This window comes from Nocardioides salsibiostraticola, assembly GCF_054783655.1.
Window position 1 is genome coordinate 1 of sequence record NZ_BAAGQD010000027.1, and the last position, 24,129, is coordinate 24,129.

The window sequence follows — 24,129 nt, forward strand, 5'->3', positions numbered from 1 at the left end:
CGCCCCGAAGAAACTCGCTGCCCGCTTCAGAATCTCGTTCGCGCGTTTGAGTTCACGGTTCTCCTGCTCAAGGGCCTTCACCCTGGCCGCGTCGTCGGTGCTGAGACCGGGCACGTGGCCCTCATCGATGTCGGCCTGACGGACCCAGGCCCGCACCGACTCGATGCCATAGCCCAGCTGGTTCGCGACGCGTTGCACCGTGCCGTGCTCGGTGCCCAACTCGGCCCGCAGGGTCCTGACCATCCGCACCGCGGCGGCCTTCTCATCGGGGCTGTAGCGACGCGTAGTCGGCTTGCCCGGGGTGTTGTTTTTCGGCATGAGTCCATCCTCGTTTCAAAACGATGGAGACTCCAACCAACCCAGGGCGATTCAGTGGTCTACCGCCAACTAGTTGCCGACGCCGCACGGGCTCACGAGGACCCTGGGTGCAAGTCCGGGAGGGCCCCGCGGGGCGACTAAAGAATCCAGCGCGGCCGACTCACACCCGCGAATCGACACTCCGGGTAAGTCGCTGCCCGGACCCGCATACTCCAAGGTACGCCGACATGCCCACCCACGTGAAGAATCTTGTTACAAACCCCCCTTGACACAGAGGGGTGCAGATCCCGGTCGTCCCGAAAGTCGAACGGCAATCGGCGAACGAAGTTGAGTACGTAGGCGCATGCCCGACCGCTTCAACCGAGGCAAGGTGCGGTTCATGACCACGCGACGCACTCTCTTGATCGTCCACCTCGCTCTGGTCCTCGTCGGACTCGGATACCTCTCACTCTCGCTCACCGTCGGGAGTACCCCGAATGCCAATATCGGCGCCGGGCTGGCCACGCTCTAGCTGATCGCCCTGGGGTCACCGTGGACTTGGCCATTGCTGGCTACGGACATGACGGATCGCTGGTTCTCCCTCCTGACGGCGGCCAGCGCGCTGCTCAATCTCAACTTGCACGTGTGGTTTAGCCTTCGTCGGATCCGCCGATAGCCGGGCAATCCACTGGTCTCACTCGGGGATCCCTCTGTGGCACGCTCCGCGTGCCGATCGGCAATCGCAAATCTCGCTGAAGACGTCCTCGCGCTCCCGCCAAGCACTTATAGCAATTGATATAGTGGCTTCATGTCAAGGGACTTGGCGGAGATTGCTCGCCACACTGATGAGGCCACAGCTCGAGCTCGAGCCCAACTCGTCCGCGCCGTCAGGGAGGCTGCTGCCCGAGGCATGACTCAGTCCCAAATCGCCCGCCAGATCGGTCGGAGCCAGCCTGAAGTGTCGCGACTGTTGCGCTTCCACGGCACGTCGCCGTTGGCACGCAACCTGCGTCGCAACGCGGACCAGATCCGCGAGTTTGTGGCCGAAGCCGGCGGCACCCGGGTACGTGTCTTCGGCTCGCTCGCCGTGGGGGAGGACCAACCTGGTTCTGACGTGGACCTGCTGTTCGCGATGAACAGACCGCTGAGCCTGATGCAGTTGGGTCGGTTGGAGCAACGGGTCGCGGATCTGTTGGGTACGTCGGTCGATTTGGTGCCCGAATCCGCGCTTCGGCCGGACCTGCGCGAGCGGGTCTACGCCGAGGCGGTATCGCTGTGAGCCGGTTGACCGACGAACTCCTGCGCGAGGCGCTCGTCCACTTGGAGCTGGCTCATGCGTACGCCGACACCTCGGACCTGGACCAACTGGTCATCGACGCCATCTGCATGAGGCTGTCGGCCGGAATCGAGGTGCTGGCCCGACTAGATCCCCCGGTGCGGTCCGACCTGTTCGGGGGCAACTGGCAGCTCATGTGGGGGATGCGCAACCGCATCGCTCACGGTTACCTCTTGGTGGACTCCGACATCGTGCGTCAGACGATCGAGGTCGACCTGCCAGACATAGTTCGCGTGATCAGAGCCGAACTCCCCGACACATGACCATTACGGTCGCGTCTCCCGCCTGACTAATCGGACGAAGAGGGCGAGCTCCCGCTTCACGCTTGGTCAACGACTGTGCTGGACAGTCGACAGGAAGTCTACGCACCCCCTCGGGGCAACACTGGGGCAACACCACGACCAGAATCAACCAATATCCACCAGCGACGATCAATGCTTCATAGGGCTCTGACCTGGGCGTTCAGTGATTATCAACGTCGTCCGGTGATCCCTGGATCGGCCTTTCACGGCGGTAGCACGGGTTCGAATCCCGTTGGGGGTACACAGAGTACCTGTTCGGCGTCATCGTTGCAGTGCCGAATTGATCGAGCCCGGTCGCGCCGGACCCTTCATTGGCGGCGGGCGGTGACGAGGAGGTACTCCCACTCCATGACGCCGTCGCCGAGGTCGTGCCGCCTGGCGAGGTCGATCAGTGCCTCGTCGAGGGCCCGCACCTTGTCCGGTTCGGCCGCGATCGCCTTATAGGCGGCGATCGTCGGTCCATAGCGCTCCTTGAAGTAGCCGAGGAAAGTAGACGCATCGGCGAAGCAGTCGACCCGGACCTTCTCTTGACGTGACACGAGGTCGGTCACCCGGTCGCCGAGCAACCCGCGCACGTGCTCCTCGCTACCCCACAGCGGGGGCGGCTGCGCCCCGGCAGGCGCCGGCGGAGCGTAGGGCTTGATCGTTGCGAACATCTGTCCGATGAAACCTGCCGGCGTCCAGTTCAGCAGGCCGATAGTGCCGCCGGAGCGGGCCACACGGACCAATTCGTCGGCGCTCTTCTGATGGAAGGGTGCGAACATCACACCCAGACAACTGATCACCGCATCGAATGCGCCGTCACCGAAGGGCAGCGCCTCGCAGTCGGCCTCGCGCCACTCGATGGTCAGCCCCCGCGACGCTGCCTGCTTGCGACCACTGTCCAACAGCTCGGGTGTCAGGTCGGAAGCCACCACGTGCGCGCCGCACCTCGCGGCTGGCAACGAAGCGTTGCCACAGCCGGCCGCGACATCGAGCACATGGTCGCCGGCTGCGATGCCAGTCGCATCGACCAGGACTTTGCCGAGGGTCGGAATCAGGTCGGCGGCGACGGAGGCGTAGTCGCCGAGCGCCCACATCGCCCGGTGCTTGGCCTTGATGTCGGGTAGGGCGGTCGCATCCTGGGTCATCACTGTCTCCCTCGCCGTACTGATCCGTCGTCGGACCCGGTCGGCTGCGTTGCCGACCCGTCCAGCGTCGTACCTGATCCTGACCGGCGCCAGTTCACAATCTGTACTGGCTCTCCGCGAAGTTCCTACGTCTCCAGGCACTCGAATTGTGGAGATCGGACCCGAGGGTCCAGCAGGCCACTTACTCTCATTGAGAATCCACCGGAAGTGAACATGATCGCCTCGGCATACCCCCCAGCCAGCACCCTCGAGACGCACACCCTGCGTCGCCTCGTCGAGGTGATGGAGCTGCTGCACTCCGCGCCCACCCACGACGCGGTGCTCGACGCCGTCGTCGCCGGCGTCCGAGACGTACTGGGCTATCAGATGGCCGCGATCAGGATCCTTCAGGAAGACCAGCGGATGCTGCACACGGCTGCGGTGGTCGGCCCCACCGACGCGGTCGCGTCGATGCACGGTCAGGATCTGCCGTTGGCTGAGCTCGCCCTGGAGTTCTCCTGGGCCGAGCGCCACGGTGACGTCTACTTCATCCCCCACGAGCGGTTGCCTGCGGACATCGTGAGCACCTGGGTTCCCGACCTCGGCATGCCCGCCGACCCTGGGGCCTGGCATCCGATGGACACCCTTTACGTCGCGATCAACGCACCGGGTGGGCGGATGCTCGGCGTACTGGGGGTCGACCTGCCACGCAACGGACGGCGCCCCGAACCCGCAGAGCGTGAACTGCTCCAGATGTACGCCCGGCAAGCCGCCCTGGCACTCGACCGGACCCGGCTACTGGATCAGCAAGCACGGCTCGTCACCGACCTGCTGGACCGACAGCAGGAGACCAGCGTCCTGACCGCTGCCCTCACCCACGACCTCAAGGGGCCGTTGACGGTGATCTTGAGCCACGCCGAACTGGCCCGCGATGAGTTGACGGGCCCTCAGCCCCACCAGAACACGGGGCAGGTGATCACCCGGCTCGAGGGGATCGAGGCGTCGGTCGCCCGCATGACCAGCGACATCGACGAACTTCTGGCCCCTCGAACCTCGACACCCGACGACATCTCAGAAGACCGCCACGACCTGGCCGAGATTGCCGAGGAGATCGCCACATTCTCCCGCGTCGTGGCCCAACGTCGCGCCGTCACCCTCGAGCTGCAGACGGCCGGTGACGACTTCACCCTTCCCGGAAACCGAAGCCAACTGCTCAGAGCCGTGGACAACCTGGTCGGCAACGCACTGAAGTACACCCCCGCCGGGGGCCGGATCTCGGTCACCCTCCACGGCCGAGACACCGAACTGGTCCTCGCCTGCGCCGACGACGGCGCCGGAATCCCCGCCGACGAACAGGAAATGGTCTTCACCGAGTACGCCCGCGCCGCCCGCGCCCAAGCCTCCGGTATCGAAGGCACCGGGCTCGGCCTGCCCAACGCGCGACGCATCGTCACCGCCCACGGCGGCACCCTCACCTTGACCTCGGCCCCCGAGCTGGGTTGCACCTTCACCATCCGGTTCCCTCGACCCGAGCGCACAGACCCCCCAGCCCGTCACCCACGGAACTGATGAGACCCCGGGAGCGCTTCGACCGCCCCCGACGTCACCTGCGAGACCTCAACTCGGCGGCGATCTTCACCCCGTCGGGTGGGGGTCATTCCTCTTCGATTCCGCGAGACTAGACGCAACCGGATGACTTCCACCCCCACAGTCAGGCGGGCGCTGGCGGCCTGGGTCTGCTCCCGGGAGAGACCCAGGCCCGCAGCGGAAGCACTTCTGGTGATCACCCGCCGTGGGTTACCGTCACGCTCGTGACGCTTTCTTCTGCCTTCAAGTTTCTGACCCCGCTCACCATGGCCTCGGTCCTCGTCCTCGGTGGCTGCACCGGCGATGACGACGGGCCCACCCCGTCCGGCGAGACCGTCGAGGCGGAGGCTGACCCCGACGGTCGGATCGTCGAGTCCGGGTTCGCGCAGGACGGCGAGTTCATCCAGTCCGTCACCCTGGTTGAGAACACCTCCGCGGTCGCGGGGCAGAACGTGACCTTGATCAGTGACTTCCTCGACGCTGACGGCAAGGCCGTCGGGTCCGAGACGCTGGTGACCGCCTTCAACTTCCCCGGTCAGACCATCGCCATGGTCGGCGGTAGCGCCGTGAAGGGCAAGGCTCAGGTCGCCTCGATCGAGTCCGAGCTGATCATCGAACCGGCCGACAACAGCGTCTCCAAGCTCGACTTCGGGTCCGTCGAGGGCACGAACCTGACTGAGAAGAACGGCGAATGGTCGGCCGACTTCACCGTCGCCAACCCCAGCAACAAGGACCTGAGGTCCCCCGACGTCGCTGTCGTATGCCGCGACGCCTCCGGTGCCATCAACGGGGGAGGGGTCGACTTCCCCGACCTCGTGCCCGCCAAGGGCGAGACCGTCGTGTCCCCGTTCCTGCTCGTCGAGGGTGACCCGGCCGAGTGCACGGCGTACATCAGCGACCCCCTCTGAGCCTGCCGTCCTGCCCGCTCCGCACCGGGTCTGTGGGCCCGGATTGGCGGTCCTCGGAGGCCATGGGTTAGAGTTCCACCGCTTGCTGGGTACGAGTTCAGCCCAGCAAATATCAGCACGAAACAGCAGCACCTGGCCCCGTAGCGCAGTTGGTTAGCGCGCCGCCCTGTCACGGCGGAGGTCGCGAGTTCGAGTCTCGTCGGGGTCGCAGACACCACAGCCCTGGATCATCTGATCCGGGGCTGTGGTCATTTCGGGTGGGTAGTGGTCCTGGGGTTTCGAGGCTCGTCGCTGGCGCTCCTCGCACCTCAACCAGCGTGTGGGCCCGGGGGCTGTGGTCATTTTTGACAGACCCGCCGTTTCTGACAATCTGCGCACATGACCGACCAGATCAGCCGGCCCCGGGCGACCGGCATCGACGGCTTCTTCGACATCACCCACCGCGGCTCCACCGTGGCCCGCGAGGTGCGTGGCGGTGTCGTCACCTTCTTCACGATGGCCTACATCGTGGTGCTGAACCCGCTGATCCTCGGCTTCGCCGTCGACATCGACGGCAACTTCCTCGGGGGAGTCCCCGGGGAGGGCCCCAACCTGCCCGCCATCGCCGCCGGTACCGCCCTGATCGCCGGGATCCTGACGATCACCATGGGTCTGGTCGCGAACTTCCCGCTCGCCCTGGCCACCGGTCTGGGTCTCAACGCCTTCGTCGCGGTCGCCATCGCCACCCAGATGACCTGGGCCGACGCGATGGGCCTGGTGGTCATCGAGGGCATCTTGATCCTCGTCCTGGTCCTCACCGGCTTCCGCGAGGCCGTGTTCCACGCCGTACCCCCACAGCTCAAGATCGCCATCTCTGTGGGGATCGGCCTGTTCATCGCCCTGATCGGGTTCGTCGATGCCGGGTTCGTACGCCGCATCCCCGACATCGCGGGCACCACCGTCCCGGTCCAACTCGGACAGACCGGTCAACTCTCCGGGTGGCCCCTGGTGATCTTCGTGATCGGCCTGATCCTCGTCATCGGCCTGTGGGCCCGAGGCGTCCGCGGCGCGATCCTGATCGCCATCCTGGTCACCACCGTCATCGCCGTCGTGGCCGAGGCCATCGGCGACTTCGGCGCTGGCAACGAGACCCCCACCGGGTGGGCGCTGAGCATCCCCAGCCTTCCCGACAACCTTCGCGACCTCATCCAGTGGCCCGACTTCGGCACCCTGGGCGAGTTCTCCCTCCTCGGCTCCTTCCGCGAGGTCGGGGTCGTCGCCGCGCTCCTGCTCGTCTTCACCCTGATGCTGGCCGACTTCTTCGACACCATGGGCACGATGACCGCCATCGGCGCCGAGGCCGGCCTCAACGACGAGGAGGGCACGCCCCCGCGCACCCAGCGGATCCTGGTCGTCGACTCCCTGGCCGCCATCGCCGGTGGCGCCGGCGGGGTCTCCTCGAACACCTCCTACATCGAGTCCGCCTCCGGGGTCGGCGAGGGTGCGCGCACCGGTCTGGCCTCCGTGGTCACCGGGCTGCTTTTCCTGCTCACCATCTTCTTCGCCCCGCTGGTCGCGATCGTCCCGGCCGAGGCCGCCGTACCCGCCCTCGTCCTGGTCGGGTTCCTGATGATGCGCCAGGTCACCGGCATCGACTGGGACGACGTCGAGATCGGGATCCCGGCCTTCCTGACCATCGTCCTGATGCCGTTCACCTACTCGATCACCGTCGGCATCGGCGCCGGGTTCCTCGCCTACGTGCTGATCAAGCTCGTCCGCGGCAAGGCCCGCGAGGTGCACGCCCTGATGTGGGTCGTGTCGGTCCTGTTCCTCGTCTACTTCGCGATCAATCCGCTGACCGACCTGTTGGCCGGGTAGCCCATGATGGGGCCATGCCCGTCGACGTCACCCGCGAACGCTTCGAGGAGCTCGTCGAGAGCGCCCTCGACGGCATCCCCGACCAACTCGCCTCGCTCGTACAGAACCTCGTCGTCCTCGTCGAGGAGACCCCGCCGGACGGGGAACCCCGCGACCTGCTGGGGCTCTACGACGGGTACGCGCTGACCGAGCGGGACAGCTTCATGGCCGCCGCCCTCCCGGACCGGATCTTCGTCTTCCGCCAACCCCTCCAACAGATGTGCCGCGACGAGGCGCACCTGGTCGAGGAGGTCCGGATCACCGTGGTCCACGAGGTCGCCCACCACTTCGGCATCGAGGAGGCGCGCCTGCATGAACTCGGCTACGGCTGAGCCTGTGTCCTCAGGGGAGGCCTCCGGGGAGGCGTCAGAGCAACTGGCCGAGCAGGTAGCCGACCAGACAGCCGGCGAACGACACGACCACCGTCACTCCGGCGTACGCCGCTGCCCGGCCCGGGTGCGCCGCGATCCGGACCTGGGTCTGCACCGCGAACGCGCTGTACGTCGTCAGCCCACCGGCGAAGCCCACGCCCAGCAGGGCGAGGCCCCGGTCACCGAGACCGATCCCGACCAGGAAGCCGAGCAGCACCGAACCGGCCACGTTGACCGCCAGGGTCCCCAGCGGCCACTCGCCGTCGAGGCGTCGGGACGCGAGGAACCGCAGTGCCGCGCCGGCACCGGCCCCCACCCCGATCAGGAGTACGTCGATCACGTGCGTCGCCTCCCCGCCCGGTCGGCCGCGACCCGGGACACCATCAGCGCCGCCAGCCTCGCCGCACCCACACAGACCACCAGGGTGCCGATCAGGTAGCCACCAGCGAGCACGATCCGGTCGTCGGCGAGCAGGGACCGGCTCTGCTCGTTGACGGCGGAGAGCGTCGTGAATCCGCCGAGCAGCCCAGGACCGATCGCGACCCGCCAGCCCTCGGAGCGGCGTACCGAGTCGATGAGGGGGAGCAGCCCCAACAGCAGGGCGCCCACGGCGTTGACCGCGAGGGTGACGCCTAACAGGCCATCGCCGTCGGTGGTGAGCGTGAGGAGGTGCCGCAGCACCGCCCCCGCCGCACCCCCGGCGGCGGCCAGGGCGACCAGCCCGGCCAGCCCCGACCCGTCACGACGGACGGGCGGGGGAGGGGTCACGAGACGTTAGTGTGCCGGATCCCCGTATCGGTTGCCTCGGACGCATCGACCCACGGTTGGGCGGGCAGACCGGCGGCCTGATCGACGTACTGGCCCAGCAGCCACTGCTGGAACCGCACCTGCTCGGCGGTGCGCCCGAGGACCAGGAGGCGTTGCTCTCGGCAGAAGTCGTCGGCGAGGTCCAGGAGTTCGGAGAGTTGGCGGACCCGGACTACCCGGGCCGAGGAGAGCCGCACGCTCAGGTCGACGTGCTCCGCGCTCTCGCGACGGGCGGTCTCCACCTGGTCAGTGGCCAGGTCCCGGCGTAGCCGCCCCTCGAGCGAACCGAACAGATCCGAGAGGTTCTTCGCGTGGGGGTAGTCAGCCTCGTGGGCCAGCGAGAGGAGCCGCAGCTCGCGGCGTAGTTCCCGGTAGTGCCGTTGGAAGGACAGGTGCGCCCGCACAGGGACGTGCAGCAGGTCGACGTCGACCAGGTCCGTGGTGGCGCCGGTTCCAGAGTCGGCCAACTCGTCCTCGAGATCGCGCCGCGGGTCGGTCAGAACTCCCGCGGTGCCGGCGTCCTCGGCGAGGACACTGGTCGGTTCGAACCACAGCACCTTGCCGTCCTCCTCGACCTCGGCGCCCCAGGCGACCGAGGCGCGGGCAACCATGTCCAGACCACGTCCGAAGGTCAGCAGCACCTCGTCGAGATCATCGGTGAGGGCATCTGGGTCCACCGACAAGGAGTTCGCGTCGGTCGGCAGGGTCGGGGGACGGGTGGAACCGTCGCGAACCTCGATCCGGGGATGGTCGACCGTGCCCCGCACCTGCACCTGGATCGGCGGTGCGGCGTGCAGCAACGCGTTGGTCACCAACTCCGAGACGCCCAGCGCGGCGCACTCGAGGAGATCGTCCCGACCGATTTCCGAACAGACCTGGTGGACCCACGTGCGGGCGTCACGAACGCCGCGGGGTCCTACGCCCAACGAGAGGGCTGGTCGGTTCAGGGGCACACCCAGGTCTCCAGATCCGGTTGTGATGACGTGACGGGCATAGATGCTAGTGGTGCAAGCCGTGCTGATCTGGGTTTTACCCCGACCGCGCGCCAACGAAACGTTTCGCTCGAACATTTCTTCCCGGCCCACAGTCTGGTGTGATGGACCCGACCACGCTGCTGATTGCGCGTCCGCGCTTCTCGCTCGGAACAATGGGGTACAGCAGTGCAGCCAGCAACCACGCACCGTCCACGACGACGATCGACCCCAGCAGACGTACCCAGAAGGAATGGCAGGCCCATCGTGACCGAGACGCCTAACACCAGCGCGAAGACCAGCCCCGAAGCCGCCGGACGGCACCGGGTGGTGGTCATCGGATCCGGCTTCGGCGGCCTGTTCGCCACCAAGGAGCTTCGTAAGGCCGACGTCGACGTGACGATGATCGCCAAGACGACCCACCACCTCTTCCAGCCGTTGCTCTACCAGGTCGCGACCGGGATCCTCTCCGAGGGCGAGATCGCCCCGCCGACCCGCGAGGTCCTCAGCGGCCAGAAGAACGCCCAGGTCCTGCTCGGCGAGGTCACGAGTATCAACCTCACCGACCGGGTCGTCACCTCCCAGGTCGTGGGCCGAGAAACCACGCTGTCCTACGACTCGCTCATCGTGGCCGCCGGCGCCGGCCAGTCGTACTTCGGCAACGACCAGTTCGCCGAGTTCGCCCCAGGCATGAAGAGCGTCGATGACGCCCTCGAGCTCCGCGGCCGGATATTCGGGGCCTTCGAGCTCGCCGAGCTCGCCGCCATGCGCGGCGACGACGTCGACCACCTGCTCACCTTCGTGGTGGTCGGGGCGGGCCCGACCGGGGTCGAGATGGCCGGACAGATCGCCGAACTCGCCCACCGCACCCTCAAGCGCGACTTCCGGGCCATCAACTCCCGCAGCGCCCGGGTCCTCCTGGTCGACGCCGCCTCCCAGGTGTTGCCGCCCTTCGGGGCCAAGCTCGGGGGCTGGACCCAACGCGAGTTGAACAAGCTGGGTGTCGAGGTGATGTTGGGCGCCATGGTCACCGACGTCGACGAGCGCGGCCTCCAGGTCCAGCACCGCGACGGCAGCTCCGAGCGCATCAACGCCGTCACCAAGGTGTGGGCCGCCGGGGTCCAGGCCAGTCCGCTGACGAAGACTCTCGCCGCGCAGACCGGCGCCCCACTCGACCGGGCCGGACGCATCGGCGTCAACCCCGACCTGACTCTCCCCGGCTACCCCGAGGTCTTCGTCCTGGGCGACATGATTTCGCTGAACAATCTGCCCGGCGTGGCTCAGGTGGCCACCCAGGGTGCGAAGTACGCCGCCACCGAGATCAACGGCAGGCTCAAGGGCAAGGCCCCCCAGGACCCGTTCTCGTACTTCGACAAGGGGTCGATGGCCATCATCAGCCGGTTCCGTGCCGTCGCGATGGTCGGCAAGTTGCGGATCACTGGGATCCTGGCCTGGTTGATGTGGCTGGGTGTGCACCTGTTCTATCTGACCGGCTTCAAGAACCGCTTCACCGCCGTGATCCGCTGGGCCATCTCCTTCCTGGGCACCGGCCGCTCCGAGCGCACCGCCACCGAGCAACAGATCTTCGGACGGGCCGCGTTGAATCGGCTTCGACGGGGAGCGACCGACCTGGTCTCCGAACCCGGGGAGTACGACCGTGAGGCGCATCGTCAAGCCCTGGAGGCGCAGGCGGTGGAGCAGTCCCGGCTCACCGACAGCGGCGAGCGCGGCCACACCGCCTGACCCCTGGCGGCCCGATCGGGTGATCGGTTGGGTTGGTTTGCTGGTGAGTCGGCGCTAATTGACGCGGCAGGGGGCTCGACTCGGCGCGTCTTTTTCAACAAGCGCCGACTCGGCGGGTCTGTGGCGTCAACTCACGCCGATTCGCGGTCAGCTCGCGCGGGCCCAGCGGGGCAGGATGAACACGCCCTCGGCTTCGGCGGTGACCCCGTCGGGACCCAGGAGGTGTCCGCGGGCGAAGGTCTTGATGCCCTCGACCCGGTCGACCCAGGCCTCGCCGCGCACCGAGCCGAGCGGGGTTCCCTGGCGGTAGCGAACGGTCAGGGTCCCGGTCATCCCGGGCTTGCCGGCCTGGCTGGCCACCTCGCCGAGGAGTTGGTCGAGGATCGAGGACAGCACCCCGCCGTGGACCAGGCTGGGCGGACCCTCGTACGCCGCCCCGAGGTGGAAGTCGGCCCACAACCGGTCGAGGTCGGCCGGGTCGTGCTGGGTGACCACCGGTGGTGCGATCGGGTTGCGCAACCCGATCACGGCGTTCCCCCAGTTGCGGCCGACGCCGTCGGCACCGAAGCGGGCGCCGTACGGGCCGTCGAGTCCTGCGCCGCGCAGGCGGGCGGCGATCGCCTCGATCTCGGCCTGGGCGGCCCGGATCTCCTCGGGCGACGCCTGGGTCTGGACCGTGGCGTCGATCAGGTCGCGCACGCTCTGCGTGAAGGGTGCGTACAGGTCGGCCTCGGCGGCCACCTGCGTCGTACTGAGTTCATCCTGCAGGTAGCCGACCATGGCTGGACCCTATCCGCGGCTAGAACGAATTCTATTCCGGGTGGGCGACTCAGCGGTTGTCGGTGGTAGGCCGCAGATCGGGCCGGTAGTGCTCGAGCACCTCGGAGAAGTGCTTGGGGTCCACGACCGAGGAGTCGATCAGTTGCGGCATCCCGTCGGCCCTCAACATCACGACCTTCCACCCCGCGCGGCTGGGACGACCGATGACGTCGATGGGGGTGAAGCGGCTGCTGAGGTCGAAGACGTCTCGGCGTCCACCGCGTTTGATCTCGAGCAGACCCCCACGGACCCGCAGGTGGGAGACGGCAGCACCGGCGCGGATGGAGTAGATGAACAGCGCCATCGCGGCCAGCACAGCAGTCAGACCGACGTTGAGAGTGTTCTGGTCGTCGACCAGGGTCAGGCCCACGAACACCGTGGCCGCCAGGGTCAGCAGCAACAGCAACGTCAGGATCGTGCGCGTCATCGTCCGGGGCTTGAAGTCGACATTCATCGAGAACCCGGTGTGCGGGCGGTCCGCGTGGATGCCTCGCGCACGACTGGGCGAGGGCGCACGCGTCGAGGGGGCGTACGTCGCTGGGGTGGCCGCTGCTGGAGGCTCGTCCCTCGACTTGGCGACGGGTTTGGGCCGTGCAGGAGGCTCGGGGGTGCCGCCGGCCAGCCTGAGCCGGGGGCGGTCGCCGGACCGCTTGGGCTCCGCGGGGGATCCCGCGTCCTTGTCGCGTCGTCCGGTCAGCCCACGCAGCCCTCGGGGAGACGACTCGTCCGCCTCCGCCTCCGCCTGCGCGGCAGCCTCGGCTTGGGTCTCCGCGAACGCGGCCAGGATCTCGCGGCCCGCGTCACGGCTGTCGGGACGGTCGTAGTCCGGGGCCTGGTAGCCCCCAGAGGCCGCAGGAGCCACTGGTGATGGTGGGTCGCCGGGAGGGGGCGTCTGCTCGCGGGTCATCTCCTCGAGCAGATGGCTGGTCTCGCGGGCCTTGCGGTTGCTCATGCCCCACTTGGACCCCTTGCGGCGACCCTGATCGAACTCCGCGATCTGGGCGCGGGCGGCCGCCATCCGACGGGCCGCCTCCTGCCGCTCCTGGGCGATGCGTTCGGCCTCACGGCGGGCTGCTTCGGCCCGGGCCGGATCGTCAGGATCGTTGTCCAGGAAGAAGGGGTCCAGGGCAGGGTGATCACCCCCCGTGCGATCTCCGTCCGACATACCTCCGCAATCTACGCGTCCCAGGGCTGCCAGGGACGCAATTGCGACCCTTGGTCCACCCCAGTTCCTCGAATCTCGGAAATGTCCCCCGGGTGGGGCGAAATTTTGACCGTTCGGACGAGGCGGGGTGGACTAGGTGGCTGGGACGTTGGTCAGTAGCGAGACCGACGACCAAACGGGGGGTCAGGATGTCGCGATCGAGCGGGACGCTGTTGCCAGGCGACCGTCGACGGCGCACCAAGTGCGCGTGGATGGCGGTGGCCGCGCTGGTGTTGTTGATCAACGGGATCACCGTGACCGTGCTGCTGGCCACCGATGGTGCGTCGAAGAGCTCGCAGGGGGTCAACGGGGTCTTCGACCATCCGCAGGCCACCTCGGCCCTCGACCTCGCCGAGGAACAGGCCCTCGGGGTGGTGTCCCTCGATGCCTCCTCGGGTGAGGCTGAGCTCGCCGCGCTGTCGAACCGGACCACAGCCAAGTTCCGCACCGACTTCACCGGGTTCGCCGAGTCCCTCCTCGACGACGTACGAGCCGAGGGCCTGGAGGTCCGGTCCCGGGTGGCGGTAGGCGGTATCGCCGAGATGAGCGCAGACCGCGCCACCGTGATCGTGGCGACCTCCGGTTCATCCAGCACGACGACTTCACCGGAGCCCCGCTCCCGGGATCTCCAGATGCGGGTCGTGGTGACTTGGATCGACGACGACTGGCGCGTCGATGACCTGGAGTTCCTCTGATGCGCCGACGTCCCCAGGTGTACGACGTCCTGTGCCGTCCCGCGGTCATGGTCACCGTCATCGTCGCCACGGTGGCCGTGGCCCTGATGTTGGTTTTCGTTGTGGGGGTGGCCAACAGCCGCACCCAGATGCCGCCGCCGGGTCTCGCCGATGAGGCGGCGCCCCGCGTGCAGCGGCTCCTCAGCTACACCCCCACCACCGTCGAGGACGACCTCCGGATCGAGCAGGCGTACCTCACCAGCGACTACCGGGCGGAGTACGCCGACCTGGTCAGCGGTCAACTGGCACCCCAGGCGGAGCGGGACGGATTGTCGGTGCAGGCCGAGGTGACCGAGACCGCCGTCGTCGACGCCACCTCCGAGACGATGGTGGTGTTGATGATCGCCGAAGTCAGCTCCACCAAAGACGGTCTACGGGGCGGGGCCAGCACCGGCAGGTTCCGGGTGACCCTGCGCCTCGAGGGCGGATCCTGGTTGATCGCCGGCCTCGACGTGGTCTGAGCCGCGACCTCGGTCGACGTCGGTCGGCTTCGTTCAGCCATGCTGAGCGAAGCTGTGGGGACCGTCTGGTTGGCTAGGGCCATGACCTCCAGCCCCATGTACCCCGCGTTCCCGGCACCGACCCCGCGCGCGATCGAGATGTACGACGCCATGCTCGACTTCCTGCGCACCGAGGTGCTGCCGGCCGAGGCGGCCTACGAGACCTTCCGTGAGGAGGCCGACGCCGATGACCACCAGGTGCCGCCGGTCATCGAGGAGCTCAAGACCAAGGCCCGCGAGCGCGGACTGTGGAACCTCTTCCTGCCCCACGACTCGGGTCTGACCCAGCTCGAGTACGCCCCCATCGCCGAGCTCTCCGGCTGGAGCCTGGAGCTGGCGCCCGAGGCGATCAACTGCGCTGCCCCCGACACCGGCAACATGGAGTTGCTGCACCTGATCGGCACCCCCTCCCAGCAGGAGCGGTGGCTCACGCCTCTGATGAACGGCGAGATCCGCTCCGCCTTCGCGATGACCGAGCCCGCCGTGGCCAGCTCGGATGCGACCAACATCGAGACCCGCATCGAACGCGACGGGGATGAATACGTCATCAACGGTCGCAAGTGGTGGATCTCCGGCGCGGCCGACCCGCGCTGCAAGGTCCTGATCGTGATGGGCAAGACCGACCCCGACGCGGCCACCCACCGTCAGCAGTCGATGATCATCGTCCCCGCCGACACCCCCGGCGTCGACATCCAACGCTCCCTGCCGGTCTTCGGCCGCCAGGACCAGCACGGCCACTGCGTCGTCCAGTTCACCGACGTCCGCGTCCCGGCCGAGAACCTCCTGGGTGAGGAGGGTGGCGGGTTCGCCGCCGCGCAGGCCCGCCTGGGACCTGGCCGGATCCACCACGTCATGCGTGCCCTCGGCGCCGGGGAGCGCGCGCTGGCCATGATGGTCAGCCGGGCCCAGGAGCGGGTCGCCTTCGGTGGCCCCCTGGCCGAGCAGAGCGCCGTGCGCGAACGCATCGCCGAGTCCCGCATCGAGCTCGACATGGCCCGCGCGCTGTGTCACCACGCGGCATCCGTCGTGGACAGCGAGGGCAACAAGGCGGCCCGCCACCTCATCGCGGCGGCCAAGGTCGCGGTGCCCCGCGCGGTGCTTTCGGTCATCGACCGGGCCATCCAGCTGCACGGAGGCGCTGGCGTCACCGACGCGACCCCGTTGGCCATGCTCTACGGCTGGCACCGCGCGATGCGGATCTTCGACGGTCCCGACGAGGCCCACCTGACCACCCTGGCCCGGGCCGAGCTGAACCGGGAGCCGCTCGTCGAGCTGCCCCGATCGATCCACAGTCAGTTCGGTCCCGCTTGATGGCGGAGCCGGCTGGGGAGCCGCTCGACCCGCGGACCCCGGTCCTGATCGGGGTCGGGCAGTTCTCCGAACGACTCGACGACCCCCAGTACGCCGCCCTGTCACCGGCCGACCTCGCCGCGGAAGCGGCCACGGTGGCGTTGGGCGACGCCGGTGCGGGTTGTGGGGGAGTGGCGGCCGACCGGATCGACCTGATCGCCGCCACCCGACAGTTCTACGAATCCGTCCCGGGTCTGCCGCCCGCGTTCGGCACCTCGACGAACATGCCGCGCTCGATCGGCACCCGGATCGGGGCCGACCCGGCCCGCGCGATCTACGAGGTCTCCGGGGGCCAGTCCCCGCAGTCGCTGGTGATCGAGGTGGCCACCGAGATCGCCGCCGGCCGCTCGGAGGTGGCGCTGGTCGTCGGTTCCGAGGCCATCTCCACGATGGCCGCGCTGGGACGGGCCGGGGAGAAGGTGGACTGGTCCGAGGACCCCGCCGGCCAGCTGGAGGACCGCGGCTTCGGGCTCAAGGGCCTCATCACGAAGTACGCCGCCACCCACGGCCTGACCGACGCCACCAGCCAGTACGCCCTGTTCGAGAACGCCCGACGGGTACGCCGCGGCGAGAGTCGCGCCGACTACGCCCGCTCCATGGGCGAGCTGTTCGCCCCGCTCAGCGATGTCGCGGCCGACAACCCGCACGCCTTCGCGCCCACGCGGCGAACCGCGGAGGAGTTGGTGGCCGTCGGTGAGGACAACCGGCTCGTCGCGGACCCCTTCCCGCAGCGTCTGGTCGCCCGCGACAAGGTCAACCTCGCCGCCGCCGTCCTGGTCACCTCGGTGGCCGTCGCCGACGAACTCGGGGTCCCCGAATCGCAGCGGGTGTTCCTCCACGGCCACTCCCACCTGCGCGAGCAGCCCCTCTTGGAGCGCGCCGATCTGGGTGCGTCGCCGGCCTCCGCGCTCGCCGTACGCACCGCCCTCGACGTGGCCGGGATCGAGCTCGACGACGTGTCGGCGATGGACCTCTACTCCTGTTACCCGATCGCGGTCTCGGTCGTCGCCGACGAGCTCGGGCTGCGCGCGGACGACAAGCGCGGGCTCACCCTGACCGGTGGGCTGCCCTTCTTCGGCGGCCCCGGCAACGCCTACTCGCTGCACGCCATCGCCGAGGCCGTCGAGGCCAGCCGGAAGGCGCCGGGATCGTTCACCCTGGTGGGCGCCAACGGCGGCACCCTGAGCAAGTACGCCGCCGGCGTCTACTCCTCCACCCCCGCGCCGTGGCGTGCGGGCGACGACGCCGAGCGGCAGGCGCAGATCGACCGATGGCCCACCGTCGAGGTCGACGAGCGCCCGAACGGATGGGCCACCATCGAGACCTGGACGGTCCGCTTCGGACGCAACGGCAAACGCACCGGGATCGTCATCGGACGCCTGGAGTCGACCGGCGCCCGCTTCCTGGCCCGGGTGCTCAGCGAGGACGACGTGCTGATCGACGTCCTCCTCTCCGACGACGCCGGGGGCAGCCGGGTCTTCGCCCGCGCCACCGGACCGGGCAACAAGGTCGCGCTGAGCCCGGAACGCATGGAGGAGCTGCTGCCCACCACGGCCGTTGGTTTCCGCGAGAGCTATGAGTTCGTGGAGGTACGCCGCGAGGGGCGGGTCCTCGAGATCACCATCAACCGGCCCGACGCACGCAACGCGCTCACCCCGGACGCCAACCAGGAACTCGCCGACGTCTTCGACGCCTTCGAGGCCGACCGGGACCTGTGGGTCGCGATCATCACCGGGGCGGGGGAGAAGGCCTTCTGCTCCGGCAACGACCTGATGCACACCGCCACCGGCGGTTCGTTGTGGTTCCCGCTGGCCGGTTTCGGCGGCATCACCCACCGGCGGGGGATGGCCAAGCCGGTCATCGCGGCCGTCAACGGGGCGGCGTACGGCGGCGGGTTCGAGATCGCCCTGGCCTGCCACCTGGTCGTCGCCGAGGAGCAGGCGAAGTTCGCGTTGAGCGAGGTCAAGGTCGGGCTGGCCGCGATCATGGGTGGGCTGGTGCGGCTGCCGCGCCAGGTCCCGCAGAAGCTCGCATACGAGTTGGCCCTCACCGGCCGAGCGATGTCTGCAGCCGAGGCCGAGCGTTGGGGTGTGGTCAACCGCGTCGTCGCGACCGGCGGGGCCTTGGCCGCAGCACGCGAGTTGGCCGCCGAGATCGTCGCCGTCTCACCCACCTCGGTGCGCGCCTCGCTGCGTTTGATGGAGGAGGCCGCGGCGTACGGCGACCCCGTCGACGCCCTCGAGGCCCCCACCGAAGCCGTCGACGACCTCCTCTTCGCCCGCGACACCATCGAGGGCATCGCCGCCTTCGCTATGAAGACGACCCCGGTCTGGCGCAACCAGTAGCCCCGCGCGGCGGGTCGTGTGCCTGAGAACGATCCCTGGCTCGGCATCAGGCACACAACCGGGGTCTCGGTTCGGCGATACGTGGCGGGCCCCTCGGGTCGTGTGCCCGAGAACGCCTCGGGGGTCGGCGGCAGACACACGACCCGGCCATCACGAGCGCCCAGTAGGGTCGCACTCATGCGCGCTGTCACGTGTGAGGCCTCGACGCTGAGCGTCGCTCACGTCCCCGATCCGACTCCTGAGCGCGGCCAGTTGGTCCTCGAGGTCGAGGCGTGCGGCATCTGCGGATCGGACCTGCACGCCCGCACCCACGGTGACGACATGGCCGACGATGCGGCGGCGGCCGGGTACGACGGCTTCATGCGTTCCGACCAGTCGGTCGTGCTCGGCCATGAGTTCAGCGGCACGGTCGCCGACCACGGCCCGAAGACCCGCCGGATCGTCAAAGCCGGGACCCCCGTGGTGGCGATGCCGCTGCTGCGTCACGGCAAGGAGGTCCACACCACCGGGCTCTCGGTGGCGGCGCCCGGCGCGTACGCCGAGCGCGTGCTGGTCGAGCAGTCCCTTGCCATACCCGTCCCCAACGGGCTCTCCCTGCGCACCGCCGCGCTGACCGAGCCGATGGCCGTCGCGCTGCACGCCGTACGCCGCGGCCAGGTGGGCAAAAACCAGGTCGCCTACGTCGTCGGCTGCGGTCCCATCGGGCTCGGCGTGATCGCGATGCTCAAGGCGACCGGGGTGCGCACCGTGGTGGCCAGCGACTTCTCGGCCGGCCGTCGCTCCCTGGCGACCAAGATGGGCGCCGACGTGGTCGTCGATCCGTCCGTCGAGGCTCCCTTCGACCACCACCGCGAGAAGTTCCACACCGCCGGAAGCGTCTTCGAGTTGGCCGTCGGGACGATGGAGAAACTGCGCGCCGTACCCAAGCTGCCCTGGTGGCGGATCCTCCAGGCCGCGGACAAGGCCGGCGCGAGCCCGTCGGGTCCGGTCGTCTTCGAGTGCGTCGGGGTCCCCGGCATGATCAATGGCCTGATCACCGACGCGCCCCTCTATTCGCGCGTGGTTGTGGTCGGGGTCTGCATGGGGGCCGACCAGATCCGTCCCTCGATCGCCATCAATAAGGAGATCGACCTGCGCTTCGTCCTGGGCTACACCCCCGACGAGTTCCGCGCCGCGCTCCACCTGATCGCCGACGGCAAGGTCGACCCGACCCCGCTGATCACCGGCACCGTCGGCCTCGACGGGGTGGCCGGCGCCTTCACCGACCTCGGCGACCCCGAGACGCACGCCAAGATCCTCATCACCCCGAACGATCCGTCCGTCGCGACCGCCTCGACCCACTGAACCAACCAACCCAGCAGGAGACCCCATGAAGATCGGAATGCCCATCCCGTACGCCGGTGCCGGGTTCAAGGACATCGCCTCCAAGGTGGTCGAGTTCGAGGCCGTCGGGCTCGACGTGATCCTGCTGCCGGAGGTCTACACCTTCGACTCCGTGTCCCAGTTGGGCTACCTCGCCGCCGTCACCGACCGTGTCGAGCTCTGCTCGAACATCCTCAACCTCTACTCGCGCACCCCCGCGCTGCTGGCCATGACCGCAGCCGGCCTCGACTACGTCTCCGACGGCCGCTTCGTGATGGGCATCGGCGCCTCGGGCCCGCAAGTCATCGAGGGTTGGCACGGCGTCAAGTACGACACCCCCTTGGCCCGCACCCGCGAGATCATCGAGATCATGCGCACCGTGTGGCGCCGCGAGAAGATCGACCACCACGGGGCGAAGTACGACATCCCGCTCACCAAGGAGAACGGCGGGAGCGGGCTGGGCGTTTCTCTCAAGCTCATCAACCACCCGGTGCGCGCGAACATCCCCGTCGTCCTGGCCGCCCTGGGCCCCAAGAACGTCGAGCTCGCCGCCGAGTTGTTCGAGGCCTGGGAGCCGATCTTCTTCTCACCCGAGCACGCGGATCTCGCGTTCGGTGAGGCGCTGGCCGCCGGTGCCGCCAAGCGTTCGGCCGACCTGCCGCCGCTGCAGATCAACGTCGACACCCGGATCATGATCACCGAGGACGCCGAGGAGAAGGCGACCGCCGAGCAGGCGGTCCGCGACAGCCTCGCCCTGTACATCGGGGGGATGGGCGCGCGTGGCAAGAACTTCTACAACGACCTCACGGTCCGCTTCGGGTACGCCGAGGAGGCGTCCCTCATGCAGGACCTCTACCTGAGCGGGAAGAAGGCCGAGGCCGCCGCCGCCGTACCCCAGGGTCTGATCGACGCCACCCAACTCATCGGGTCGAAGTCGTTCGTCGCCGAGCGGGTCGCCGCGTTCGCCGAGGCCGGGGTCGCCGCCCTCAACGCCGCCCCGCTGGCCCCCACCCACGAACGCCAGGTCGCCGACATCAAGGCCCTCAAGGAAATCGCCGGCTGAATCTTTGGGGTAGTCCCTGACGTTTGTGCGACTTTCGACGGCGTGTCGTCGCATAACCGTCAGGGACTACCCCGGTGGTTCACTCCGACTGGACGACGGACAGGGCCTGCCGCGCGATCTCGAACTCCTCGTTGGTGGGTACGACGAGGACGGGTACGTCGCAGCCCACCGGGGAGACGACCCGCGCCTGGTCGGACGACACCCGGTTCAGGGTCTCGTCCACCTCGATGCCGAGCCGCTCGAGCCCACCCACCGCGGCCGCGCGCAGGTCGGGGCTGTGCTCGCCGACCCCGCCGGTGAACACGATGCCGTGGACCTCGCCGAGGACGGCGTAGTAGGCGCCGACGTACTTCCGGATCCGGTAGGCGTACACGTCGAAGGCCAGTACGGCGTCCGCCTCGCCCGCCGCACGCCGCGACAACAACTCCCGGAAGTCGTTGTCCCCGGTGAGCCCCTGCAGACCCGAGTCGTGGACGAGGGCGTCGTCGATGTCGGCCAAGGACCACCCGTGATGGCGGTGCAGGTGACCGTGAACGGCCGGGTCGAGGTCGCCCGATCGGGTGCCCATCACCAACCCCTCCAACGGGGCCATCCCCATCGAGGTGTCGACCGAGACCCCACCCCGCACGGCCGCCGCGGACGCGCCGTTGCCGAGGTGCAACACGATCAAATTCGTCTGCGTCAACGGGCGGCCGAGCAGGTCCGCGGCGACGCCTGACACGAACGCATACGAGGTGCCGTGGAAGCCGTAGCGGCGGACGGCGTACTCCTCACGCCACTGCCGGGGTACGGCGTAGGTGTGGGCCACCGCCGGCATCGTCTGGTGGAAGGCCGTGTCGAACACCGCCACCTGGGGTACGCCGGGGAACAGGTCGCGCGCCACCCGCAGACCCTCGGCGTTGGCCGGGTTGTGCAACGGGGCGAGGGAGGCCAACTCCTCCACGGTGGCGATCAGGTCGTCGTCGACCAGCGTCGCCGCGCTGACGTGTGAACCGCCGTGGACCACCCGGTGCCCGACCGCAGCCAATGACTCGGGATCAAGCCCTGGACCGTGCTCGGCGAAGGCCGCCAGTGCCGCCTCGAACGCGTCCGCGAAGGTCGCCACCACCCGTTCCTGGTGATGCTTCCCCGCCGGCGTCTCGTGGGTCAGCGCCCCCTCGTGCTCCCCGATGCGCTCGACCAGACCGGACGCCTCCTCGGTCCCGGTCTCCCCGTCGAGGAGGCTGTACTTCAGCGACGACGACCCGGCGTTGAGCACCAACACCCGAGTCCCGGCCGACCCCGCACCAGACGCAGGGGAACTCACGACGACCCGCGTTGCGCCTGGATCGCGGTGATCGCGACCGTGTTGAGGATGTCGCGAACGGTGGCTCCGCGGGACAGGTCGTTGACCGGTTTGCGCAACCCCTGGAGGACAGGTCCGATGGCCAGCGCGCCGGCCGAACGTTGCACCGCCTTGTAGGTGTTGTTGCCGGTGTTGAGGTCCGGGAAGATCAGGACGGTGGCGCGTCCGGCGACCTCGGAGTCGGGCAGCTTCTTCTGGGCGACCCCGGGATCGATGGCGGCGTCGTACTGGATCGGGCCCTCGACCAGCAGGTCCGGGGCGCGCTCGCGGACCAGGGCGGTCGCCTGGGTCACCTTCTCCACGTCGAGCCCGGAGCCGGACGAACCGGTGGAGTAGGACAGCATCGCGACCCGCGGCTCCACCCCGAAGGCGGCGGCGGTGGCCGCCGAGGCGAGCGCGATGTCGGCGAGCTGCTCGGCCGTGGGGTCGGGGATGATCGCGCAGTCGCCGTAGACCAGCACCTGGTTCGACAGGCACATGAAGAACACCGAGGAGACCACCGAGACCCCGGGCACGGTCCGGACGAACTCCAACGCGGGTCGGATCGTGTGGGCGGTGGTGTGGGCCGCCCCCGACACCATCCCGTCGGCCAGCCCGAGCTCGACCATCATCGTGCCGAAGTAGGCCGAATCGATGATGACCTCGCGGGCTCGCTCGAGGTCGATGCCCTTGTGCGCGCGTTGGCGTTGGTACTCCACCGCGAAGCGCTCCCGCATCTCGGCGATCTCGGGGTCGTCGGGGTCCTGCGGGTCCAGGATCCGGGCGGCTGACAGGTCCACCCCGAGCGCGGCGGTCCTGGCCTGCACCTCGCGGGGATCGCCGAGGATGGTGAGGTTCACGATGTTGCGGCGCAGCAGGGTGTCGGCGGCGCGCAGGATCCGGTCGTCGCTCCCCTCGGGCAACACGATGTGTTGCGGGTCGGCCATCGCGGTGTCGAGCAGCTGGTGCTCGAACATCAACGGGGTGACCGCGCTGGCGTGGGCCACCTCGAGCAGGTCGAGCAGTTCGGTGCCGTCGACGTGTTCGGCGAAGAGGCTCAACGCGGTCGCGATCTTGCGGGGGGAGTTCTTGTCGAGTCGCCCCCGACGATCGGTCAGTACGGCGGACGCGGCGTGGGTGCCCAGATCGGTGGCCACGATCGGCAGGGTGACCGAGAGGCCCTCGAGGAGTCGTTGCACCTGCGGGGCCAGCTCGAGCCCACCGTTCAGGACGATGCCGGCGACCTGCGGGAAGTTCGCCGAGGCGTGGGCGTTCAGGACGCCGAGCACGATCTCGGGACGGTCGCCTGGGGTGACGACCAGGGCGCCCTCGAAGAGACGGTCCAGGACGTTGGGCAGGGTCATCGCGGCGACGACCAGCCCGGAGACCTCCCGGTGCAACTGCTCCGGGTCCCCGCCGATCAGGCGACCGTCGCAGGCCGCCATCAGGCTCGCCACCGACGGCTCGTGCAGCAGGGTCTGCTCGGGCAGGGCGTAGGCCGGCACGCCCTCATGGGACAGGGCCTCCACACAGTCCTCCAGCGGTACGCCGCGCACCCGGTTGACCACGATGGCGGACAGGCTGGCGTGGTGGGCGTGCAACTCCGCGACGGTCAGGTCGGCGGCCGTGTGCAGTTGGTCGACGCTGCGGTCGAATCCGTTGAGGACCAGCACGACCGGCGCCCCCAGGTTGGCCGCGACCCTTGCGTTGAACGCGAACTCCGCCGGCGCGACCACGTCGGTGTAGTCGCTGCCCACCACGACCACGACGTCGCACTGGTCGGCGACCCGGTGGTAGCGGTCCAGGATCTCGTCCATGGCCGCACCCGGGTCGGCGTGGACCTGCTCGTAGGACACTCCCGCGCACTCGTCATACGTCAGGGTCACCGCCTCGTGGGAGACCAGGAGGTCCAACACGTAGTCGCGTTCGCCGGCGCTCGCCTCGGACCGGACGATCGGGCGGAACACCCCGACGCGTTCGACCCGGCGGGAGAGCAGTTCCAAGATGCCCAGGGCGATCGCGGACTTGCCGGTGAAGGGCTCGACGGTCGCGACGTACACGCTGCGGGTCATGTCTGAACCCTAGTGGGGCCCCATCACCG

The 24,129-nt window shown here is 68.7% G+C and carries 23 protein-coding genes and 1 tRNA gene; 15 read left to right on the top strand and 9 right to left on the bottom strand.

Annotation, left to right across the window (positions count from 1 at the left end):
* Positions 1-318: transposase (locus ACYVLV_RS17835; RefSeq protein ID WP_460812255.1), on the bottom strand; the 318-nt coding region annotated here is incomplete at its 3' end.
* A 379-nt stretch (positions 319-697) separates the two neighbouring features.
* On the opposite strand from ACYVLV_RS17835, the gene ACYVLV_RS17840 reads away from it, so the two are divergent.
* From ACYVLV_RS17840 to ACYVLV_RS17850, 3 genes are all read left to right on the top strand, one after another.
* The gene (locus ACYVLV_RS17840; protein WP_460812258.1) at positions 698-829 is read left to right on the top strand and encodes a hypothetical protein; all 132 of its coding nucleotides are present in this window, start codon (positions 698-700) and stop codon (positions 827-829) included.
* 378 nt (positions 830-1,207) lie between these two features.
* Complete coding sequence (locus tag ACYVLV_RS17845; RefSeq protein ID WP_460812260.1) at positions 1,208-1,576, top strand: nucleotidyltransferase family protein; 369 nt, start codon at positions 1,208-1,210, stop codon at positions 1,574-1,576.
* Positions 1,573-1,896: a HepT-like ribonuclease domain-containing protein gene (locus ACYVLV_RS17850; RefSeq protein ID WP_460812263.1), complete on the top strand. Its 324-nt coding sequence runs from the start codon at positions 1,573-1,575 to the stop codon at positions 1,894-1,896. The genes ACYVLV_RS17845 and ACYVLV_RS17850 overlap by 4 nt, the downstream gene beginning before the upstream one ends.
* Before the next feature lie 347 nt (positions 1,897-2,243).
* Here ACYVLV_RS17850 and ACYVLV_RS17855 read toward each other — a convergent pair whose 3' ends face one another.
* Positions 2,244-3,065 carry a class I SAM-dependent methyltransferase gene (locus ACYVLV_RS17855; protein ID WP_460812266.1) on the bottom strand — a complete coding sequence of 274 codons (822 nt, stop codon included), beginning with the start codon at positions 3,063-3,065 and terminating at the stop codon, positions 2,244-2,246.
* A 213-nt stretch (positions 3,066-3,278) separates the two neighbouring features.
* Here ACYVLV_RS17855 and ACYVLV_RS17860 point away from each other — a divergent pair, with 213 nt between their 5' ends.
* The 5 genes from ACYVLV_RS17860 to ACYVLV_RS17880 all read left to right on the top strand — a co-directional run bounded on the left by ACYVLV_RS17860 (position 3,279) and on the right by ACYVLV_RS17880 (position 7,767).
* Positions 3,279-4,613: a GAF domain-containing sensor histidine kinase gene (locus ACYVLV_RS17860; RefSeq protein WP_460812268.1), complete on the top strand. Its 1,335-nt coding sequence runs from the start codon at positions 3,279-3,281 to the stop codon at positions 4,611-4,613.
* A gap of 242 nt (positions 4,614-4,855) precedes the next feature.
* On the top strand, positions 4,856-5,539 hold the full coding sequence (locus ACYVLV_RS17865) for a hypothetical protein (RefSeq protein ID WP_460812272.1): 684 nt from the start codon (positions 4,856-4,858) through the stop codon (positions 5,537-5,539).
* A 134-nt stretch (positions 5,540-5,673) separates the two neighbouring features.
* A tRNA-Asp gene (locus tag ACYVLV_RS17870) sits at positions 5,674-5,747 on the top strand.
* A gap of 170 nt (positions 5,748-5,917) precedes the next feature.
* The gene (locus ACYVLV_RS17875) at positions 5,918-7,396 is read left to right on the top strand and encodes an NCS2 family permease (protein ID WP_460812275.1); all 1,479 of its coding nucleotides are present in this window, start codon (positions 5,918-5,920) and stop codon (positions 7,394-7,396) included.
* Between the two features lie 14 nt (positions 7,397-7,410).
* Positions 7,411-7,767 (top strand): metallopeptidase family protein, encoded by a 357-nt coding sequence (locus ACYVLV_RS17880; RefSeq protein ID WP_460812279.1) that lies wholly within the window; start codon positions 7,411-7,413, stop codon positions 7,765-7,767.
* 34 nt (positions 7,768-7,801) lie between these two features.
* On the opposite strand, the gene ACYVLV_RS17885 is transcribed toward ACYVLV_RS17880, so the two are convergent.
* From ACYVLV_RS17885 to ACYVLV_RS17895, 3 genes are read right to left on the bottom strand one after another with little or no spacing between them, the layout of a single operon-like run.
* Positions 7,802-8,146: a fluoride efflux transporter FluC gene (locus ACYVLV_RS17885; protein ID WP_460812282.1), complete on the bottom strand. Its 345-nt coding sequence runs from the start codon at positions 8,144-8,146 to the stop codon at positions 7,802-7,804.
* Positions 8,143-8,574, bottom strand: a complete 432-nt coding sequence (locus tag ACYVLV_RS17890) for a fluoride efflux transporter FluC (protein WP_460812286.1) — start codon at positions 8,572-8,574, stop codon at positions 8,143-8,145. Before ACYVLV_RS17890 ends, ACYVLV_RS17885 begins: the two co-directional genes overlap by 4 nt.
* Entirely contained in the window at positions 8,571-9,566 is a 996-nt protein-coding gene (locus ACYVLV_RS17895; protein ID WP_460812289.1) for an ATP-binding protein, read from the bottom strand. The genes ACYVLV_RS17890 and ACYVLV_RS17895 overlap by 4 nt, the downstream gene beginning before the upstream one ends.
* A gap of 285 nt (positions 9,567-9,851) precedes the next feature.
* Between ACYVLV_RS17895 and ACYVLV_RS17900 the strand changes: the two genes are divergently transcribed.
* Positions 9,852-11,327 carry an NAD(P)/FAD-dependent oxidoreductase gene (locus ACYVLV_RS17900; RefSeq protein ID WP_460812293.1) on the top strand — a complete coding sequence of 492 codons (1,476 nt, stop codon included), beginning with the start codon at positions 9,852-9,854 and terminating at the stop codon, positions 11,325-11,327.
* 147 nt (positions 11,328-11,474) lie between these two features.
* On the opposite strand, the gene ACYVLV_RS17905 is transcribed toward ACYVLV_RS17900, so the two are convergent.
* Together ACYVLV_RS17905 and ACYVLV_RS17910 are read right to left on the bottom strand one after the other, a co-directional pair.
* A complete protein-coding gene (locus ACYVLV_RS17905) occupies positions 11,475-12,107 on the bottom strand; it encodes a PaaI family thioesterase (RefSeq protein ID WP_460812295.1) in 633 nt (210 codons plus the stop codon).
* 49 nt (positions 12,108-12,156) lie between these two features.
* Positions 12,157-13,311: a hypothetical protein gene (locus ACYVLV_RS17910; RefSeq protein ID WP_460812298.1), complete on the bottom strand. Its 1,155-nt coding sequence runs from the start codon at positions 13,309-13,311 to the stop codon at positions 12,157-12,159.
* Positions 13,312-13,499: 188 nt separating this feature from the next.
* On the opposite strand from ACYVLV_RS17910, the gene ACYVLV_RS17915 reads away from it, so the two are divergent.
* From ACYVLV_RS17915 to ACYVLV_RS17940, 6 genes are all read left to right on the top strand, one after another.
* The gene (locus ACYVLV_RS17915; protein WP_460812300.1) at positions 13,500-14,045 is read left to right on the top strand and encodes a hypothetical protein; all 546 of its coding nucleotides are present in this window, start codon (positions 13,500-13,502) and stop codon (positions 14,043-14,045) included.
* Positions 14,045-14,545: a hypothetical protein gene (locus tag ACYVLV_RS17920; protein ID WP_460812302.1), complete on the top strand. Its 501-nt coding sequence runs from the start codon at positions 14,045-14,047 to the stop codon at positions 14,543-14,545. The genes ACYVLV_RS17915 and ACYVLV_RS17920 overlap by 1 nt, the downstream gene beginning before the upstream one ends.
* Before the next feature lie 81 nt (positions 14,546-14,626).
* Positions 14,627-15,895 carry an acyl-CoA dehydrogenase family protein gene (locus ACYVLV_RS17925; protein ID WP_460812304.1) on the top strand — a complete coding sequence of 423 codons (1,269 nt, stop codon included), beginning with the start codon at positions 14,627-14,629 and terminating at the stop codon, positions 15,893-15,895.
* Positions 15,895-18,279, top strand: coding sequence for an enoyl-CoA hydratase-related protein (locus ACYVLV_RS17930; protein ID WP_460812307.1), 2,385 nt, complete (start codon positions 15,895-15,897; stop codon positions 18,277-18,279). The genes ACYVLV_RS17925 and ACYVLV_RS17930 overlap by 1 nt, the downstream gene beginning before the upstream one ends.
* Positions 18,280-18,456: 177 nt before the next feature.
* Positions 18,457-19,623: a zinc-binding dehydrogenase gene (locus tag ACYVLV_RS17935; protein WP_460812309.1), complete on the top strand. Its 1,167-nt coding sequence runs from the start codon at positions 18,457-18,459 to the stop codon at positions 19,621-19,623.
* A 25-nt stretch (positions 19,624-19,648) separates the two neighbouring features.
* Positions 19,649-20,704 (top strand): LLM class F420-dependent oxidoreductase, encoded by a 1,056-nt coding sequence (locus ACYVLV_RS17940; protein WP_460812312.1) that lies wholly within the window; start codon positions 19,649-19,651, stop codon positions 20,702-20,704.
* Between the two features lie 79 nt (positions 20,705-20,783).
* Here ACYVLV_RS17940 and ACYVLV_RS17945 read toward each other — a convergent pair whose 3' ends face one another.
* Together ACYVLV_RS17945 and pta are read right to left on the bottom strand one after the other, a co-directional pair.
* Positions 20,784-22,010, bottom strand: coding sequence for an acetate/propionate family kinase (locus ACYVLV_RS17945; RefSeq protein ID WP_460812314.1), 1,227 nt, complete (start codon positions 22,008-22,010; stop codon positions 20,784-20,786).
* Positions 22,007-24,100, bottom strand: a complete 2,094-nt coding sequence (gene pta / locus ACYVLV_RS17950; RefSeq protein ID WP_460812317.1) for a phosphate acetyltransferase — start codon at positions 24,098-24,100, stop codon at positions 22,007-22,009. The genes ACYVLV_RS17945 and pta overlap by 4 nt, the downstream gene beginning before the upstream one ends.
* Positions 24,101-24,129 lie beyond the last annotated feature (29 nt).

What these genes read in the sequence shown, in the direction of transcription:
- pta (WP_460812317.1), bottom strand. Translation starts at nt 24,100, where the DNA reads ATGACCCGCAGCGTGTACGTCGCGACCGTCGAGCCCTTCACCGGCAAG.
- ACYVLV_RS17905 (WP_460812295.1), bottom strand. Translation starts at nt 12,107, where the DNA reads ATGGTCGGCTACCTGCAGGATGAACTCAGTACGACGCAGGTGGCCGCC.
- ACYVLV_RS17910 (WP_460812298.1), bottom strand. Translation starts at nt 13,311, where the DNA reads ATGTCGGACGGAGATCGCACGGGGGGTGATCACCCTGCCCTGGACCCC.
- ACYVLV_RS17840 (WP_460812258.1), top strand. Translation starts at nt 698, where the DNA reads ATGACCACGCGACGCACTCTCTTGATCGTCCACCTCGCTCTGGTCCTC.
- ACYVLV_RS17930 (WP_460812307.1), top strand. Translation starts at nt 15,895, where the DNA reads ATGGCGGAGCCGGCTGGGGAGCCGCTCGACCCGCGGACCCCGGTCCTG.
- ACYVLV_RS17860 (WP_460812268.1), top strand. Translation starts at nt 3,279, where the DNA reads ATGATCGCCTCGGCATACCCCCCAGCCAGCACCCTCGAGACGCACACC.
- ACYVLV_RS17915 (WP_460812300.1), top strand. Translation starts at nt 13,500, where the DNA reads ATGTCGCGATCGAGCGGGACGCTGTTGCCAGGCGACCGTCGACGGCGC.
- ACYVLV_RS17880 (WP_460812279.1), top strand. Translation starts at nt 7,411, where the DNA reads ATGCCCGTCGACGTCACCCGCGAACGCTTCGAGGAGCTCGTCGAGAGC.
- ACYVLV_RS17935 (WP_460812309.1), top strand. Translation starts at nt 18,457, where the DNA reads ATGCGCGCTGTCACGTGTGAGGCCTCGACGCTGAGCGTCGCTCACGTC.
- ACYVLV_RS17845 (WP_460812260.1), top strand. Translation starts at nt 1,208, where the DNA reads ATGACTCAGTCCCAAATCGCCCGCCAGATCGGTCGGAGCCAGCCTGAA.
- ACYVLV_RS17925 (WP_460812304.1), top strand. Translation starts at nt 14,627, where the DNA reads ATGACCTCCAGCCCCATGTACCCCGCGTTCCCGGCACCGACCCCGCGC.
- ACYVLV_RS17875 (WP_460812275.1), top strand. Translation starts at nt 5,918, where the DNA reads ATGACCGACCAGATCAGCCGGCCCCGGGCGACCGGCATCGACGGCTTC.
- ACYVLV_RS17940 (WP_460812312.1), top strand. Translation starts at nt 19,649, where the DNA reads ATGAAGATCGGAATGCCCATCCCGTACGCCGGTGCCGGGTTCAAGGAC.
- ACYVLV_RS17855 (WP_460812266.1), bottom strand. Translation starts at nt 3,065, where the DNA reads ATGACCCAGGATGCGACCGCCCTACCCGACATCAAGGCCAAGCACCGG.
- ACYVLV_RS17920 (WP_460812302.1), top strand. Translation starts at nt 14,045, where the DNA reads ATGCGCCGACGTCCCCAGGTGTACGACGTCCTGTGCCGTCCCGCGGTC.